Here is a 16,505-nt window from a genome sequence, read left to right on the forward strand (position 1 = left end):
TACTTATCGGGACATTATCGGTAAAGAAAGGGACATTTCGGGACATCATCTCCGCTCCCTCCCAAAAACCGACATTTTTACATCGGTGTCTGGAAAAAAGGAAAAGGTGCCTACAAAGCCCGGAAATACGCCATTCTTGTTTTGGGATTATTACATCATCCTATGTAAAATCAGTCGAGCATGCCTGAATAGAACATGTCATATGCTCCCAGTTCATAAAGTCTATCTATCAAACTGTCAGCAAGTATTTCAAATACTTCTTCAGTACAATCCATTCTCCATGGACCAGTATTGTAGCATTTCCCTTTGTATGTATAGTAGACTGCGGCACGCTTAACCGGCCAACAAGGTTGCGCAATACCTTTTGCATCTCTCTTAAACTCATCAAATAGCGCTGTGAACTCCTGAGGTTCTTCAGAACAGCCATTTCTTGATATCTCCAAATACTGCTCAGCTAGATATCCAATGTTCTTCTTGTGAGTTTCTTCTTTCATATTCTTTATTCTCCTTCCCTTGACCGAATACAATTCCGGTATCTGCCTACATCATAATCAAATCTTTTCTCCCGCTAAAGCGAGATAGAATTGAAAGTTATCCCACATTCTCAAGTTTAACTTGAATCCCTTATTGAAATCTCAATCTATGCTCGCTACTATTAAAGTGTAGCTTGAGTTAAGATCATCTCGTAAGGAGGTGATCCAAGCGAGCCACCCAGATCCCCATACGGGTTTGGTAACGGATCTGTTATGGCAGAAATGGATGAAATCTCTTATGATGAAGTCCTGAAACTGATCAGAGGTAATGTATGAGTATAGGAACAAATATCAAAGAACTAAGAGAAGAACGAAAACTCACCCAGGAACAGGTCGCTGAATCCCTCGGGATCACTTTCCAGGCAGTCTCATCCTGGGAGCGTGATGAATATAAGCCTGATACGGATAAACTTATAAGACTGGCAGAAATCTTCGACGTTTCCGTATCAGCCATAGCTGAAGAAAAGCGTAAAACCTTTAAGACCAGAGAAGCCATCTATAATTGGGAACACATGAAAACATATGTGAAGACTACTGCCAGGAATTTCAAGTTAAAAGATACCCTTAAGGCAGTAGATTACGCCGTAGAAGCTCATGAAGGTCAGAAACGTAAGAAATCCAAAGTTCCTTACATCTATCATCCTTTAAATCTGGCCTGCCATGCTCTGTCGATGGGCATTGTTGAGGATGAGATCATTGCCGCCTGCCTGTTACATGATGTTATCGAGGATTGCGGCAAGACGATCGATGAGCTCCCGGTAAACGAAGAAACCAAAGAACTAGTGCGACTACTTACTTGCGAAAAGACAAATGATGATAACCGAGACCAGATCGTAAGTGCATATTATAAAGAGATCGTCGCCAATACCAAGGCTGCTCTCATCAAATGCATGGACCGATGTAACAACCTGACAACTATGTCATGGGGACTTAGCAGGGATCGCATTTACCGCATGATCAAAGAAACCGAGGAATACTATCCTGCCCTGATCAAAACGATGAAAGCGACCCCTGAATACAACAATGCTGCCTGGCTGCTCCAATATCAGATTGAAAGCATGTTGGATATATATAAACGATTAATGTGAATCAAACAACTTTACTTTTTCTCCGTAGATAACCAGTACTGTACATAAAAGTCAAAGGCTGCCTGATTCTCTTCGGCTTCTGACACAAATATCTTCCCATGATTCTTATAGTGACTGTCGTCCACCCATGTCATGAAGCACCTGTCTCCGTCCTCATCTATCTTCACGGAATATAATCTTATCCTTTGGAGCCTGTTATCATGACCTATATATATCCGAACAAACTCTCCCGGATTCTCGGCCGGCGGCATCGTGATACGGATCATTCCAAGTATATCCGTTCCAAGCAACATAGCATCTATATCAAAGTCCTTAACCGTATACGGACAAACATACCCCGTAACATCAGCATTCATGTTGTTATATACATTAATGAAGAACTGCTGGTGTGTGACCAGGATGCCCTGGACAATTTCGGATGCCTGCTCACTGAACATGCTCTCCGGCAACAATACGTATTCCAGATACCATCTTTGTTCCTGTTTCGTCATATTAGCGCATCTCCTTCAAATACACTTCTCAAGCAATCTGACCGCTATGGCCACATCCTGCTTTATCCTCATATAACCGCATGTCTTGGCAAGGCTATGATCCATATAGATTTTTCTGTTGATCTCGATCATTACGGATTTTACGCGTCTGTCACTGTGGTAATACTTGATTGGCACAATACATCCGGCAAACGGCCTGTTGAGTTCAACAGAGTATCCCCGTTCCCTAAAGTAGTTGCAGAGCATTTCCTCTGCCCTTTCCGGTGTGTGATACTCATCTGTTCCGATACAGATATCCGGGCGGTTCTGGTTCTGATCGAACTCATATGGAAGCGGTTCGTCATAAAAGGAATGTCCGTCAACGATAAGGCATTTCCCGTATTTTCGCAGTTTCTTCTCCACTTCCCGCTCGAAACGGTTATGATACCGGTCATAATACCGGGAGAGCAGTCTCTCCTTGTGTTTAAGGGATATTGCCTTCAACTCGCTTCCATCCGAACAAGACGTATAGATCGCTCCCATTCCTATGGAAGCCATGATCTCCTCAGAATCATCCCTAAAACGCTCAGGATCACAAACCAGTCTTGATATCGGGAAACGGATCATCTTATCCCCGGTATCATACAGATCATCACAGTAATGATCCGTCATCACATTAAGCTCATGCTTAAAGTTTGATGTTGTATAATACTTTTTTTCATGTGGAGGAATGTACGTAGCTGAATGCGGTACATTGATAATGATTGGCGATTTTCTTTTCATCGTGTCTCCTTTCTGCTATGAGAGGCACGATGATTTTTTTATGTAGAAGGCGTGGGCCTTGCAACAAAAAAGACCCATCGTCTCGATGAGCCATCGTGTCGGACCCATCGATCAAGCATTGGCACCTTGCCGGATATCCGGTAGGTTGTCGTGCGGTCAACGGGCTTGTCCCTCGCGCACTCTACATAGGTATGACAATATTCATTTGTTACACTAACATCTTACATCATATCCTTAATATGTCAATCGCTATTTGAAGATGTACCTAAACAACTAGCGCTGATGCAGAAGTTTTTTCCTCGTTCGCAGCACTCCAAATGGTGTTTTTACCTGATCCTTCTGCAGTAGCGCTATTAATAAATTTGATGATGAATCAACAGTTAATCAATGAGATTGCAAGGAAAGCAAAAGGAATGTCTCTGTTTGTTCCGTCCGGCATATGGTAAGAATACAGGTACGGGAGCTTTCGGAAGGTATATCCGTTCTTCTTCAGATACTCCTGCGCATATCTCACAGAATTGCAGCCTCGGTATATGGGTTCCTTCTCAGATCCTTCTATTGCTATATCCATAGTAAAATAAACAACGCAGCGTTTGGCTATTAAAAGCATTTTATTAAGCGCACAGGGATTGTAAGTTGCAGGATTAAGGCAAGACATTACACAGTCGTATTTATGATCAATTTGAAGCTCATCAAAATCGGCATAAAGGTAGGATACATTGTCTATCCCCAGGTCTTCACACCTCTTCCTGCAAGCATCCAGCATAAGAGCAGAATAATCCATTGCTGTAACATGACCGCATTCAGGTGCAAAAGCTGTTACATAATCTCCGCCTCCGCATCCTATATCAAGCACATGACTATCAGCACCAAGGAACTTATTATGGATCAGATAATCTCTGATAAGTTCAATATGCCCCGTACCGGCCAGGCCTCCTCCATCTATTTGCGCCAGCTTATCCCAATAGTCCGCCTTATTTGTATCAGACTGATAAAAGCCTGCTTTCTCATAAGCTTCCTGCCATTCCATAACTACCTCCCGTATATCATTTGAAAGAAGTACCGAAGCTATCATATAATTACAGAAGTAGCTTAGCAACTATGATGATCTCGAAATCAAAACGCCACAAGATTAATAACATGACGTAAGGGTCAAAAGTCATTTCGATTCGAGCTTGCTCGAAATCGAATATGAATTTATGACCCGCAAAACATGAGCAAAGTAGCACGTAGTGCGGATTTGCGAATGTTTTAGGATTGTGAGAGTTTCGAAGAAACGGAACAATCCGTTAGTCATAAGGTGTCAAAAGGAACTTTTGATACCTACCTCATAACATACATTAAGGAGATGCCATGTCAGGATACAGCAAAAAAGATATCATCAAAATGGTCGAAGAAGAAGATATAGCATTTATCAGGCTTCAGTTCTGTGATGCATTCGGAACAGCAAAGAACATCGCCATCACCCCGGGGCAGTTAGAAGCAGCCCTCTCTGGCAAGATCAGTTTCATTACCTCAGGAGTGGAAGGCTTTAGTCATAATGCAGACGACGAACTCTATCTACGCCCCGACACCTCAACCTTTGAGATATATCCATGGAGGCCCCAGACAGGTAGGGTGGCCAGGATGTTCTGCATGGTAGAAGATGCAGATAAAAAGTCATGCGCCACCGATCCCAGGCATATACTTAAAAGCGTATGCGACAAGGCTGCCAAAATGGGGATAAGGTTTGAGATCACTCCTGAGCTGGAATTCTTCCTGCTGACCTGCGATGATAACGGCCTTCCCGTTGCAGCCACAGCTGAAAGTGCCGGTTACCTGGACGTAGCCCCCTCAGACTGGGGCGAAAATGTAAGACGTGATATCATCCTCAATCTGGAGAAGATGAATTTCAATGTTATATCATCCCATCACGAATCTGCACCTGCCCAGCATGAGATCGATTTTGAAGGTTCAGATCCCTGTACCACTTCCGATATGATCCAGACCTTCAAGATGGCTGTAAAAACTATTGCCAGAAAGCACGGCTGTTATGCCACATTCATGCCAAAGCCCCGTGAAGGCTATGACGGCTCAGGACTCCACCTTCACATCAGAGCATTTGATGAAAAGGGCAACAATATTTTTGCCGGCCAAAATGACGACCTGTCTCCCGCTGCACTCTCCTTTATCACAGGATTGTGCCATCACATGAACGCCATCAGTCTGGTATCCAATCCACTGGTCAATTCCTACAAGAGACTGATATCAGGCTATGAAGCTCCTACAGGACTGTCCTGGACTCAGACAGGGAGCAATCATACTTCCATGATCCGCATCCCTAAGAGGAAGGGTATAGAGACCAGTATCGAGCTTCGCAATCCTGATGCCACCTGCAATCCTTACCTGGCCATAGCCCTTTGCCTTGCAGCTGGTCTGGAAGGTATAGAGAAGAGCTATTCTCCCTGCCCCAGCGCAGAAGTAGCACGCAGCATGAATCTTCCCATAGAGGATCTCCCCCAGACACTGGGGCAGTCCATTGAAGCCTTTAAGGCTGATCCTTTTGCAAGAGATATCATGGGCAAAGAACTGGCTGACATATTTATCACAGCCAAAGAAAATGAATGGAAGAAATTCCGCAGCTGCGTTACTCAGTGGGAGATGAAGGAATACCTTGGAAAATACTAATTTCATCTTAGCATTTGCCAAAGAAGGCGATAGCGATACATTCAAAAGAATACTGGCAAGACGCGGTGTCATGGTGCAGGAATGCTGCAGCTCAGGAGCCCGCGCCTTATCCGCTATGGAAGATCTGGAAAGAGGTATCATAATCTGCGGTTACAGACTAAATGATATGGTCTGGAGCGAGCTGGCAGACTATCTCTCTCCGGATTTTCAGATGCTGGTGATCGCCTCTCCTGCAAGGATGGGCGAATGTGGCCTCCCGGAAGGAGTCCTCTTTTTACCCACACCGGTCACGGCTTCCACGTTCTTGTCCACGCTGGATATGATGGTATCATCCCTTATCCAAAAGGAAAAAGAAAAGAAAAAGAAGAAAAAGGAACAAACAGCTAAAAGCCCCAAAGAGCAAAAGCTCATAGATGAAGCAAAAGCGCTCCTCATGGAGCGCCACCAGTTCTCCGAAAAAGAGGCTCATAAGTATCTTCAGAAATACTCTATGGATACGGGAAGGACCATATCAGAAACCGCATCCATGATCATCTCGCTTTATGCAGGGATCTGATCAACATAAATTCCTTATGCAGTCCTGCATCTGTGCCCTGAAGCCGCCTCAAAACTCTTCGAACTATCGCAAAAGCACTGTTAACATATTACTGCAATTTCTATTATATATAAAAAGACCTTATCAAACTATTCTGTGCTTGACAAGGTCCCCTTATGTAAATATCCCGCATCACTCTCATGTGATGCAGGATAAACTGTTAATTCCTTATATTAGCTAATTAAAGATCACTGGAATCTTCCCCATTCTGAGCTGCTCCGCCGGGACCGTCAGGTGCATTGCCTTTGAAATCATCGGGATTCATTTTTCCATCTGATCCGGGAGGAAGCATTCCACCTCTTCCACCTTCAAATCCATTTTCAGAGTCACCTTTATTTTCAAATCCATTGTCGGAGCCGCCCTTAAAACCACCGCCCATGCCGCCGGGCATTCCGCCCTGACCGCCGAAGAACTGGTTAGATATGGTGTTAGTCTCTTCACCATTTTCTATTATTGTGCCTCCGTTGTACTCTGCTTCTCCGTCATAATCAAAGGTGGACTGACCTGTTATATCTATAGTTCCGCCGTTGATATATATGTTACCGTTAGAATCCACGCCGTCAGTATCTCCCTGGCCCATACTGATCACCATATTACCAGCGTTCAAGGTAAACTCAGGTGTCATGGATGAGGATTTGCGAGCAGCATTGATGCCGTCATCAGATGCAGTAATATTGATTTCGCCGCCGTTAATAGCAATCTGCGTAGCCTCTATACCCTCTGCAGCTGTCAGGATAATAGTTCCATCATCTATCTGGATGGTTGTTGTGGCATGGATTGCATCATCTTCTGCAGTGATATCTATATTGCCAGCACTTATCAGAATGCTGCCTTTAGTATCATCATCGTCATTCTCAGCATGTATACCATCGTTACAGCTCTTAACAGTGATCGTTCCACCATCTATTTCTATATCTTCATTGGCCCTGAATGCATTCTTTTCGCAGTCTATGACGTATGTACCGCTCTGCACCAGAATGTCATCATTTGATCTGATGGCGTTATCTAAGGAGCTTATGATCAGCGTACCCTCTCCTGCCAGTACCAGATCGTCTCTGGAATAGACAACAGCATCACCGTTATTATCATCTTCTGCAAATTCATCTGTTACGGTCAGTGTGTTTTCTGTTCCTGCTGCCGTAACCACCAGGACTTCTTTCGCATTATTTACATATATACAGGATCTGTCATCATTGCTAATGCTTGCATCTGATAGGATTATCGTCACTTCATCTTCATCATCAGAATCCACATAGATCGTCACATTCTCAGCCTGCCCGGATATCAGATATGTGCCTGCTGCCTCAATTGTAATATCCTCTCCGTCAGTCAGACTATATTCATGGTCTGCATTTTCAGCCTCTTCCACTGCCGTAGTATTCTGACCGGGCAGTTCTTTAATACTGTTTTCCAAACTGCAGGCCGATATTGTTCCCGCAACCAGTGCAGCTATTATTATTCCTAATACTTTTTTATTTATTTTCATAGCAAACTCCTTTTATAATGCATCGGCTGATTCTGCAGGTCTCTGTAAGCTGATATCCAGATTTCCGTTCCTGGTCCTAAGCTCATCCAGGAATTCCTTGGTAGAGATACCTTCCTTAAGTATCACATCAATAGATATCTTGTAGAGACTTCCCATGTTGGTGGTCTTAACACTCTTATATTCAAAGCTCTTCAGGTACTTTGTAAACAGATCTTCAAATCTGCCTTCATAATCCAGATTTTCCGGTACAGTAATGTGGAGAGCTCTTACCGAATCATTATCCTGTCCAAAATGAAGCATATTCAGTATATAAGCGATGACAGAGATGAGGATTGTAAATCCCAATGCGACGCCCACATAGCCCATTCCTGTTGCCAGACCCACAGCCATTGCCAGGAAGATACTGGTAATCTCCTGACCTTTACCTGCAACTGATCTGAACCTTACCAGACTGAAAGCTCCTGCAACCGCTACTCCGGCTCCAATATTACCATTCACCAGGATTATCACCAGTTCCACTATAGCAGGCAGTAATACCAGTGTCAGCGCGTAGCTCTGAGAGCATTTATTCTTCATAATATAACTTGCTGCAATGATGAGTCCGCATATGAGCGCCACAGCCGTTGCTATTAGCAGGGTCGCTCCCGTGAATTCTCCGTTAGATATTATTGATGTAAAAAAACTGTTAAACATAATTGACCACTCCTTTTCTATTTACACTATCCTTATATCCTGCATAATCTATCAGTTCGCCATATCCTGCCATTTTCTTAGGATTTCGGCTTATCATCTCTGTATATCCCCGTCCGTATTTGGAGAAGGATACAGGAAAGATCCCCAGTTCGCTTAGTTTTCTTGCAAGGCCCAGAGGCAACGCATTTGCGGCTTTTATCTCCATCAGGGATTGTCCCGGGGAGAGTATCTCTTTTCCGCTGTTAGGGACTCTGAGGTCCATCTTCGCTATGCTCCAACGAATGTTGCTGTCAAATGTCACCCGAAAGTCCGGGTCCTCTATCCCCGCCATGGCTATCCTATCATAGCTTATAACCATCGCCGGTCTTAATCCTTTGTACATGTCTATGAAGGATATGATCTCACGTCCAACCTGCGAATCATCTATGGAAGCTGCTTGTCCCATCAGATAATCGTAGGCCTGCTTATACCTTCCTGATATTCTCCTCTTATAGACTATTCCGTCATACTTTTTCTTAATCTCAATAAAAGCGTTGCTGTCATCGCTTGTGTCTCCATATGTCCTAAGTCTTAGCTTCTCTTTGTACAGAGGTTTGTCTAAAGATCTTCTGATCAGTCTGTAATCCGGCGTGTCATAATATATGTTGTTGATCTTTGATAATCCGTATACATCAACCCTTGCTATAGTCTCAAGATAAGGCATCAGCTCATCATACCGGCTTATATTTAAGAGATATTTGATCTCTGTTCTTTCAAACACTTCCTTATACTCGCTCATATCCTGCCTCCGATTCGTGGCCTGCATCAATTTGATAGTCACATGTTATAAAAGGAAGATTAAAAAAAGATTGAAAAAACACCATTTTCAAAATCAATTGAAAATGGTGTTTGGAATTAGAGGATGTAATTCCTCATGTTTAGAAGAGCATGAATGCACTTCATTGAAACGCCCCTTTAATTCTGCTTGCTTATAGCAATTCCGCTTTCAGTTCTTTAATACGATCAATAGCCCTTACTGTATTCTCGTAGCTGCCAAAAGCTGTCAGTCTGAAATAGTGCTCTCCGGAAGGTCCAAAGCCTGCGCCGGGAGTACCAACAATCTGTGCTTTCTCCAGCAGTGTGTCAAAGAATTCCCAGCTGGTCATATTTCCCGGAGTCCTCAGCCATATATAAGGTGAATGCACGCCGCCATACACTTCAAATCCTGCATCTATGAGGCCCTGCCTGATATAAGCAGCATTTTTCATATAATAGGCTATCTGCTCCTTGATCTCTGCCTTGCCTTCCGCGCTGTAGCAGGCCTCTCCTGCTCTCTGAACAATATAAGGTGCTCCGTTATATCTGGTACCATGCCTCCTGGCCCAGAGAGAATGAAGACTGGTGCCATTACCTATGCCATCCTTTTTGCATACCAGATCCTTTGGAAGTACCAGGGCGCCCAGGCGAAGACCTGTAAAGCCGGCATTCTTAGAGAAAGACCTAAGCTCTATAGCGCAGCTTCTGGCTCCATCACATTCATAGATGGAGTGAGGTATACCGGGGATGCTGTCATCTATATAGGCTTCATAAGCCGCATCATATATGATCACAGCTCCTATCTCCACTGCATAGTCTACCCACTTCTGAAGTTCATCCTTTGTGATCACTTCACCTGTGGGATTATTGGGGAAGCAAAGATAGATCATATCGGGCTTCTCGCCGTATGGAATCTGAGGAGCAAAATTATGCTCAGCAGTGCAGGGCATGTATATAACACGGGACCAGGCACTCTTATCAGGCAGATAGTCTCCTGCCCTGCCGGACATGGCATTGGAATCCACATATACAGGATATACAGGATCACATACTGCTATTACAGCATCCTTTGCAAATATCTCTTCTATAGCTGCAGAGTCGCTCTTAGCACCATCTGAGATGAATATCTCATCGTCAGCTATATCAAGGCCCCTTGATCTGTAATCATTCTCGGCCATTGCATGACGGAGGAATTCATATCCACCATCGGGAGCATATCCGTGAAAAGTCTCTGCCTTTCCCATTTCATCCACTGCCTTATGCAGGGCGTCTATTACGCTGGGGCAAAGAGGCTGGGTAACATCACCTATTCCAAGGCGGATGATATCAGCATCAGGGTGCTCACTTTTGTATTTTTCTACTTTCTTTGCAATTGTGGAAAAAAGGTAGCTTCCGGGAAGCTTAAGATAATTCTCATTAATACCAAATGACATATGCGCTCCTTTAATACTATCTATATATTTGATCTTCTTGAAATATACAATAAAAGGCCTTCTGCCGGTAGGCTACGGCAGAGCATCCTTTGATCGCAAATAATACCGCTTACTGCTTCTTCTTGACCGCAGCTCCAACAAAGCCTGCAAAGAGCGGATGAGGCCTATTGGGCCTGGACTTAAGTTCAGGATGAGCCTGGGTAGCAACAAAGAAGTCGCAGGCAGGATTCTCAATCATCTCTACGATATTTCCATCAGGTGACGTGCCGCAGAGCACAAGGCCCTTGTCCTCGAAGGTCTGTCTGTAGTCGTTATTTACTTCATATCTGTGACGATGTCTCTCACTGATCTCTGTGCTCTTGTATAGCTGATATGCCAGACTGTCTTCCTTAAGTACACAGGGATATGCACCAAGCCTAAGTGTGCCGCCCAGATCATCCGCCTTGCTGTGGCCTTCAAGGAAAGCTATAACAGGATCCGGAGTATCGGGATTAAATTCAATTGAATCAGCCTGATTCAATCCTGCAACATTTCTTGCAAATTCAATAATGGACAGCTGCATACCCAGGCATATGCCAAGATAAGGCACATTATTTTCCCTGGCATATCTTATGGCACAGATCATGCCGCTGATACCCCTGTTGCCAAAGCCACCGGGCACCAGGATACCATCCATATCCTTCAGTCGCTCTTTGACATTATCAGAGGTCAGCTCCTCAGAATCCACCCAGTTGATCTTCACCTCTGTCTGATTACTGATGCCGCCGTGCTTAAGAGCCTCTACTACGCTGATATAAGAGTCATGGAGCTGAGTATACTTACCCACAAGCGCTATATTAACAGTCTGCTTTAAGTTATAAAGGGTATATACCATCTCATTCCAGTCTCTGAGATCAGGCTCGGGACAGGGCAGGTTCAAGCACTTACAGGTAACTTCTGCCAGGTGCTCCTTTTCCATAGCAAGAGGAGCTTCATAGAGATATTTAAGGTCCAGATTACGCAGCACATGATCTGAGGGGATATTGCAAAAGAGCGCTATCTTCTCCTTGATATCATCATCAAAGTATTCCTCAGATCTGCATACTATAACGTCAGGCCTAAGTCCCATACCCTGCATGGTCTTGACTGCATTCTGTGTAGGCTTGGTCTTGAGCTCCTGAGAAGCTCTGAGATAGGGCAAAAGAGATACCAGGATCATCATGGAATTGCCGGGGCCTATTTCCTGCTGGAACTGTCTGATAGCCTCCAGAAAGGGCTGAGATTCAATATCACCTACAGTACCACCCACTTCTATGATAGCTATATGTGTATCATTATCTGTTTCATTTCTATAGAAGCGTTCCTTGATCTCTGTGGTCACATGAGGTATTACCTGTACTGTATGGCCTCCAAAGTCGCCTCTCCTCTCCTTCTGCAGGATGGACCAGTAAACTTTACCGCTTGTAACATTGGAATTGCGGTCCAGGGATTCATCTATAAATCTCTCATAATGTCCCAGGTCCAGATCGGTCTCTGTACCATCATCTGTGACGAATACCTCTCCATGCTGAGTAGGATTCATAGTTCCCGGATCGATGTTCAGATAGGGATCAAATTTCTGCATGGTCACCTTATAGCCTCTGGCCTTTAAGAGTCTTCCAAGAGAAGCTGCAGTGATTCCCTTACCCAGTCCTGATACAACACCACCTGTTACAAATACGTATTTTACGCCCATAATTACCTCCTGTACGAGCACGAATAAAGCTATAAAAAGAGAAAAAGCGCCCGGAGAAATCTCCGGACGCCTTTGTCCAACGTAAGAATTTTATACCTATGATTAATATCAGTCAAGGTTTTTCTTTAGAATTACAACAGCTCAGCTAAGAGCCTGGTCCAGATCGGCGATCAGATCTTCAGGATCTTCTATACCTATGGAAAGTCGAAGGGTAGTTTAGATCTGTAATGTTCCGCAGGATTATAACCTGCATGAAGCTGCCTGGTGGTAAAACCAAGACCTTTTTTATCATATGCCTTATAACTCATAAAAATCCTCTTTTCTACTTAACAGACTAAGCGCTCCTTTTGGACAGGTGTTTACACACAAGCCGCATCCCACACAAGATGCAGGATCTAGTTTGATACGCTTATTGTCCATATGAAATACGCTGAAATGACACCTTCGTGTACATAAGCCGCAGGATACACATTTATCCTTATCAAAGAAGACCACATAATCCGACAAAGGCCAGTGCCCTGTGGTGCCAAGCCTCTTCTGAGAACGAAAGAGATAGCAGCAGTCTCCGCAGCAGTTACATATACCACCCATGGCGGCTGTATGCATCAGGCCCGCCTTGTCTGCTTCTATAACTATATTCTTGGCCCTCTCCTTATCTATTTTCTCAGACAGTCCTCTGTCTACAAAACTGTTAATGCCATTTTTGTAGGTAATACAGGTCCTGGTGGGCAGACCACATTCCCCTGTAAGAGTTCTGCAATCACAATAGTTCAGATATATATCCCTGTCATCAGAATCTATACGTTCAAGCATTTCATCAAGTGGAAGCACTTTATCAGCTGTGGGCTGAGGAGTTTTTGGGTCCAGAGTATCAACGTAAGCATTAAAATACCATTCATCCAGTTTCATTCTCTTGTCCCTGGAGAGTTTGCTGTATTTATCGCTCCTGCTCACTGCAAAAACGTCAAGAAAATAATAGAAAGTATTAAGTCTGTAAAGCTTACCTGATTCATCAACTTTGGATATCAGTCCTCTGTGATACTCTTTGGCAGCTCTATCCGGTCCCATGTCTTTGGCAGTAAAGGTTTTTCCCCCATAATTCAGGATCAGTTCCTGTTCCTTATGTGTAAAAAAGAAATCCAAAAGATCCTCTGCCACTTCCGGTATCTCAAAGATCCTGCAAATCTCGTTAACGTCACTGTATGTCATATAATTCCTTTCCTTCTGTCATTGTAGGCAAAAAGTGTCTGTCTGCCCCAAGTTTTAATGAAGCCTGAGTCTTAATCTTTTCTCCAGTATCCTAAGCCCCAGGTCAGCTATAAGAGCTATGAGAACACTAAGCAGTGTCCCCCAGGTGATCTTATACAGATTCATAGTGCGCATCCCTGACATCAACACTCTTCCCAGACCTCCCGCATTGATCGTTGCAGCTATGACAGCAATACCTGTTGTTGAGATAATAGAGAGCCTGATACCTGCTATCACAGAAGGAATCGCCAAAGGGAGCCTCACTTTCAGGATCAGTTATCAGATCCTTGCCAAGTACCGATAAGAGGCCTGTTCCTGTGTATTCAGGATAAATATCAATCTCATCACTTATTAGAGATGTGTGTATAACAGCCGATTCCACATCAAATACCCTCTCTACTTCAAGGCCTGCATCCTCAAGAGCCAGAGCATAAACCTCCGCAACAATTTCGTTTTCAGTAAAGTCCTTGGATGCAACTTTGATCTTTGATCCTGATGCAGTAGCCGATGCTCCGCATCCGGTCAAAAGGTTGATACCAAATATAGTTGTCATGATAACTGCCAGTATCACAGCCAGCAAGCTGATCCCTATATGGCCCAGGAGTAAAGAGCTGTATTCATTCCAATCAGTTCTAAAGTATTCCGCAATTTCTCTCATGATCACCTGCACATTCTACTTTTCCCGCTTCTCATCAGCCTATTTCAGTGCCCTTGTAGCTTGTCAGCGCAGGATTTGATCACAGCTCATCATTCCTGTTAAGACATCTGTTTTAGGGCTGATTTCATTATATTATTTGAAAATTTTTTGTATATTCGTTCGTTTTTATCATTGGTGATAAGAGATGTTTATCATATTCTTGGATTTTTAATACAAGATTGTATAATGACAATAACAGCTTCAATCTTTATTCAATCTTTCAGATTTACGTTATAGTCAGCGGACACTATCATCTCCTATTTGGATATCACAATATATGCATGGAGGTTATGATGCAGATCTTACTTGCAGAAGACGAAAAGAGAATGGCAGATGCCCTAAGCGCTCTGCTTTCCCAGGAAAAATATGATGTTGATACAGTATATGACGGGATATCGGCTATGGACGCCCTTCTAAGCGGAATATATGATATGGCGATCCTCGATGTGATGATGCCGGGAATGAATGGCTACGATGTAGCCAGGAAAACCAGAGAAGGCGGCATCACTATTCCAATCCTGATGCTCACAGCCAAGAGCCAGTTAGAAGACAAGGTAACAGGCCTTGACTGCGGAGCAGATGATTATCTGACCAAGCCCTTTGAGACAGATGAGCTTCTGGCAAGGCTCAGAGCTCTTTCAAGGCGCACCGGTGGCAGCTACAAGGATGATGCCCTTCGCTACGGCGATCTGTCTCTTGATAGTGCTACTGCCACCCTTTCCTGCAGCAAAAGCGGTCAAAGCGTGAGACTGGGAGAAAAAGAGCTAAAGATCCTGGATTACATGATGACCAACCAGGGCAGGATCATGACCAGGGAGCAACTGGCTGTTAAGATATGGGGCTATGAAGACGAATCCGAATACAACAATGTAGAGGTCTATATGTCTTTTACCAGAAAAAAGCTCGCCTTTGTAGGATCGGAAGTAGAGATCAAGGCTGTACGCGGACTGGGATACGAATTGAGGATGAGAGATGTTTAATAAATCCAGGCGTAAGATCATCATATCCATAATGGCTTCTGTACTTATACTCTTTGCTGCTACTCTGACTGTCATACTGCTGGCAAGCTATGGCGAAGTCAGGAGGACCAATGCTCAGATGCTGGATCGTTATGTGGATCTGTACCCCATAAATAATGAGTTTGATCCAGATATAAACAGCAATGATGATAAGGAAGATCCAGGCAATCTAAAAGAACTATCAGGCGGCATTGATAAAGGGACCTATCAGGCTCCTCCCCTTCCTGCACCTTTTGGCATGAGAGAAGGTCCCATGGAGCTAAGGCCCGACTACCGCCTTTCCACTTTTTACGCAGTTGTCTTTGATAATGATGGCAATGTGATAGATGTAAATGACGGGGACAAGGAAGTCTACAGCGAGGATGAACTTACAGACATGGCCCAAAAGCTCCTGGCATCCGGCAAAGCTTCCGGAAGGACAGGAAGCCTGATCTACAAAGTAAGTCAAAAGGAATCTCATACTCTCATAGCATTCATGGACAGCACGGTTTCTGAAAGCGGACTTACTATGCTCCTTCGCAACGTCATCATTGTAGGATCTATATCTATAGTCCTACTCTTCTTCATATCACTATACCTGTCAGGAAAGATCATCAGGCCTCTTGAAGAAAATGACAAAAAGCAAAAGCAGTTCATCTCCGATGCCAGTCACGAGCTTAAGACTCCCGTCGCTGTCATATCCGCCAATTCAGAGCTTTTGTCCAGAGAGATCGGTGATAATGAATGGCTGGATAATATCAAATATGAAAATAAGCGTATGGGCGATCTGGTTGGAGAGCTCCTTATGCTCTCCCGCGCAGAATCGGCAGAGGTCAAAGCAGAAGAAACCGACCTTTCACGCATAGTCACAGGTGAGATCCTGGCCTTTGACAGCCTGGCTTTTGAACACAACAAGACTATTGACAGCGATATAGCAGAGAATATCAGGATAAAAGGAAATCCTGCCCAGCTATCTCAGCTATCTTCCATATTGCTGGATAATGCCATAAAGCATTCCACAGGTTCCGAAATAAAGGTATCCCTTGCCGGTCACTCTCATGGCGCTATCCTGACTGTATCAAATGAATCTGATATGATCCCTGAGGATAAGCTTGAAAAGCTCTTTGACAGATTCTACAGACTTGATGAAGCCCGCAGCGATGAAGACAGTCATTTTGGCCTTGGCCTGTCCATAGCAAGAGCCATTACTCTGCGCCATAAAGGGAATATAAGTGCTTCCTGGCATGATGGCAGGATCAGCTTTGTTGTTACGCTCCCGCTAACTACAGCTCAAACCTGATTCAT

General features: G+C 44.0%; 16 protein-coding genes, 1 pseudogene and 1 riboswitch. Of the genes and pseudogenes, 5 read left to right on the forward strand and 12 right to left on the reverse strand.

Going from position 1 to position 16,505, the window contains the following annotated elements; genetic code table 11:
• Positions 1 to 170: 170 nt before the first annotated feature.
• Positions 171 to 494: a hypothetical protein gene (locus tag G636_RS0102345; protein ID WP_026506712.1), complete on the reverse strand. Its 324-nt coding sequence runs from the start codon at positions 492 to 494 to the stop codon at positions 171 to 173.
• Positions 495 to 805: 311 nt separating this feature from the next.
• On the opposite strand from G636_RS0102345, the gene G636_RS16985 reads away from it, so the two are divergent.
• The gene (locus G636_RS16985; RefSeq protein WP_035778520.1) at positions 806 to 1,621 is read left to right on the forward strand and encodes a helix-turn-helix domain-containing protein; all 816 of its coding nucleotides are present in this window, start codon (positions 806 to 808) and stop codon (positions 1,619 to 1,621) included.
• Positions 1,622 to 1,632: 11 nt separating this feature from the next.
• Here the strand turns inward: G636_RS16985 and G636_RS0102355 are convergent, their stop codons facing one another.
• From G636_RS0102355 to G636_RS19265, 3 genes are all read right to left on the reverse strand, one after another.
• The gene (locus tag G636_RS0102355; RefSeq protein WP_026506713.1) at positions 1,633 to 2,112 is read right to left on the reverse strand and encodes a hypothetical protein; all 480 of its coding nucleotides are present in this window, start codon (positions 2,110 to 2,112) and stop codon (positions 1,633 to 1,635) included.
• 15 nt (positions 2,113 to 2,127) lie between these two features.
• A complete protein-coding gene (locus G636_RS16990) occupies positions 2,128 to 2,874 on the reverse strand; it encodes an N-formylglutamate amidohydrolase (RefSeq protein ID WP_051226409.1) in 747 nt (248 codons plus the stop codon).
• Positions 2,875 to 2,945: 71 nt separating this feature from the next.
• Positions 2,946 to 3,066: riboswitch (SAM riboswitch) on the reverse strand.
• A gap of 181 nt (positions 3,067 to 3,247) precedes the next feature.
• Complete coding sequence (locus G636_RS19265) at positions 3,248 to 3,904, reverse strand: class I SAM-dependent methyltransferase (protein ID WP_026506714.1); 657 nt, start codon at positions 3,902 to 3,904, stop codon at positions 3,248 to 3,250.
• A gap of 323 nt (positions 3,905 to 4,227) precedes the next feature.
• Here G636_RS19265 and G636_RS0102370 point away from each other — a divergent pair, with 323 nt between their 5' ends.
• Both G636_RS0102370 and G636_RS0102375 read left to right on the forward strand, forming a co-directional pair.
• Positions 4,228 to 5,541: a glutamine synthetase family protein gene (locus G636_RS0102370; protein WP_026506715.1), complete on the forward strand. Its 1,314-nt coding sequence runs from the start codon at positions 4,228 to 4,230 to the stop codon at positions 5,539 to 5,541.
• Positions 5,528 to 6,097, forward strand: coding sequence for an ANTAR domain-containing response regulator (locus tag G636_RS0102375; protein ID WP_026506716.1), 570 nt, complete (start codon positions 5,528 to 5,530; stop codon positions 6,095 to 6,097). Before G636_RS0102370 ends, G636_RS0102375 begins: the two co-directional genes overlap by 14 nt.
• Before the next feature lie 220 nt (positions 6,098 to 6,317).
• Here the strand turns inward: G636_RS0102375 and G636_RS17000 are convergent, their stop codons facing one another.
• From G636_RS17000 to G636_RS20795, 8 genes and pseudogenes are all read right to left on the reverse strand, one after another.
• Complete coding sequence (locus G636_RS17000) at positions 6,318 to 7,622, reverse strand: carbohydrate-binding domain-containing protein (RefSeq protein ID WP_051226410.1); 1,305 nt, start codon at positions 7,620 to 7,622, stop codon at positions 6,318 to 6,320.
• 12 nt (positions 7,623 to 7,634) lie between these two features.
• On the reverse strand, positions 7,635 to 8,315 hold the full coding sequence (locus G636_RS0102385; protein WP_026506717.1) for a DUF4956 domain-containing protein: 681 nt from the start codon (positions 8,313 to 8,315) through the stop codon (positions 7,635 to 7,637).
• Positions 8,308 to 9,093, reverse strand: coding sequence for a polyphosphate polymerase domain-containing protein (locus G636_RS0102390; RefSeq protein ID WP_026506718.1), 786 nt, complete (start codon positions 9,091 to 9,093; stop codon positions 8,308 to 8,310). Before G636_RS0102390 ends, G636_RS0102385 begins: the two co-directional genes overlap by 8 nt.
• Before the next feature lie 190 nt (positions 9,094 to 9,283).
• Positions 9,284 to 10,543 (reverse strand): LL-diaminopimelate aminotransferase, encoded by a 1,260-nt coding sequence (locus tag G636_RS0102395; protein ID WP_035778522.1) that lies wholly within the window; start codon positions 10,541 to 10,543, stop codon positions 9,284 to 9,286.
• A gap of 109 nt (positions 10,544 to 10,652) precedes the next feature.
• Entirely contained in the window at positions 10,653 to 12,257 is a 1,605-nt protein-coding gene (locus tag G636_RS0102400) for a CTP synthase (RefSeq protein WP_026506720.1), read from the reverse strand.
• Positions 12,258 to 12,554: 297 nt separating this feature from the next.
• Positions 12,555 to 13,466: a 4Fe-4S binding protein gene (locus G636_RS0102410; RefSeq protein WP_035778524.1), complete on the reverse strand. Its 912-nt coding sequence runs from the start codon at positions 13,464 to 13,466 to the stop codon at positions 12,555 to 12,557.
• 54 nt (positions 13,467 to 13,520) lie between these two features.
• Entirely contained in the window at positions 13,521 to 13,769 is a 249-nt protein-coding gene (locus G636_RS20790) for an ABC transporter permease subunit (protein WP_330363880.1), read from the reverse strand.
• A 55-nt stretch (positions 13,770 to 13,824) separates the two neighbouring features.
• Positions 13,825 to 14,163, reverse strand: a pseudogene (locus G636_RS20795) (glycine betaine ABC transporter substrate-binding protein); the annotation flags it as partial.
• A gap of 332 nt (positions 14,164 to 14,495) precedes the next feature.
• Between G636_RS20795 and G636_RS0102425 the strand changes: the two are divergent.
• Together G636_RS0102425 and G636_RS0102430 are read left to right on the forward strand one after the other, a co-directional pair.
• On the forward strand, positions 14,496 to 15,182 hold the full coding sequence (locus G636_RS0102425; protein ID WP_026506723.1) for a response regulator transcription factor: 687 nt from the start codon (positions 14,496 to 14,498) through the stop codon (positions 15,180 to 15,182).
• On the forward strand, positions 15,175 to 16,500 hold the full coding sequence (locus G636_RS0102430) for a sensor histidine kinase (protein WP_196803014.1): 1,326 nt from the start codon (positions 15,175 to 15,177) through the stop codon (positions 16,498 to 16,500). The genes G636_RS0102425 and G636_RS0102430 overlap by 8 nt, the downstream gene beginning before the upstream one ends.
• Positions 16,501 to 16,505: the final 5 nt, after the last annotated feature.

The sequence above is a fragment of the Butyrivibrio sp. MC2013 genome (assembly GCF_000424585.1).
Taxonomy (GTDB): Bacteria; Bacillota; Clostridia; order Lachnospirales; family Lachnospiraceae; genus Butyrivibrio.

Bases quoted from the DNA above. Each gene is read 5' to 3' on its own strand.
- G636_RS0102345 (WP_026506712.1), bottom strand. From the start codon at position 494: ATGAAAGAAGAAACTCACAAGAAGAACATTGGATATCTAGCTGAGCAG.
- G636_RS16985 (WP_035778520.1), top strand. From the start codon at position 806: ATGAGTATAGGAACAAATATCAAAGAACTAAGAGAAGAACGAAAACTC.
- G636_RS0102355 (WP_026506713.1), bottom strand. From the start codon at position 2,112: ATGACGAAACAGGAACAAAGATGGTATCTGGAATACGTATTGTTGCCG.
- G636_RS16990 (WP_051226409.1), bottom strand. From the start codon at position 2,874: ATGAAAAGAAAATCGCCAATCATTATCAATGTACCGCATTCAGCTACG.
- G636_RS19265 (WP_026506714.1), bottom strand. From the start codon at position 3,904: ATGGAATGGCAGGAAGCTTATGAGAAAGCAGGCTTTTATCAGTCTGAT.
- G636_RS0102370 (WP_026506715.1), top strand. From the start codon at position 4,228: ATGTCAGGATACAGCAAAAAAGATATCATCAAAATGGTCGAAGAAGAA.
- G636_RS17000 (WP_051226410.1), bottom strand. From the start codon at position 7,622: ATGAAAATAAATAAAAAAGTATTAGGAATAATAATAGCTGCACTGGTT.
- G636_RS0102385 (WP_026506717.1), bottom strand. From the start codon at position 8,315: ATGTTTAACAGTTTTTTTACATCAATAATATCTAACGGAGAATTCACG.
- G636_RS0102390 (WP_026506718.1), bottom strand. From the start codon at position 9,093: ATGAGCGAGTATAAGGAAGTGTTTGAAAGAACAGAGATCAAATATCTC.
- G636_RS0102395 (WP_035778522.1), bottom strand. From the start codon at position 10,543: ATGTCATTTGGTATTAATGAGAATTATCTTAAGCTTCCCGGAAGCTAC.
- G636_RS0102400 (WP_026506720.1), bottom strand. From the start codon at position 12,257: ATGGGCGTAAAATACGTATTTGTAACAGGTGGTGTTGTATCAGGACTG.
- G636_RS0102410 (WP_035778524.1), bottom strand. From the start codon at position 13,466: ATGACATACAGTGACGTTAACGAGATTTGCAGGATCTTTGAGATACCG.
- G636_RS0102425 (WP_026506723.1), top strand. From the start codon at position 14,496: ATGCAGATCTTACTTGCAGAAGACGAAAAGAGAATGGCAGATGCCCTA.
- G636_RS0102430 (WP_196803014.1), top strand. From the start codon at position 15,175: ATGTTTAATAAATCCAGGCGTAAGATCATCATATCCATAATGGCTTCT.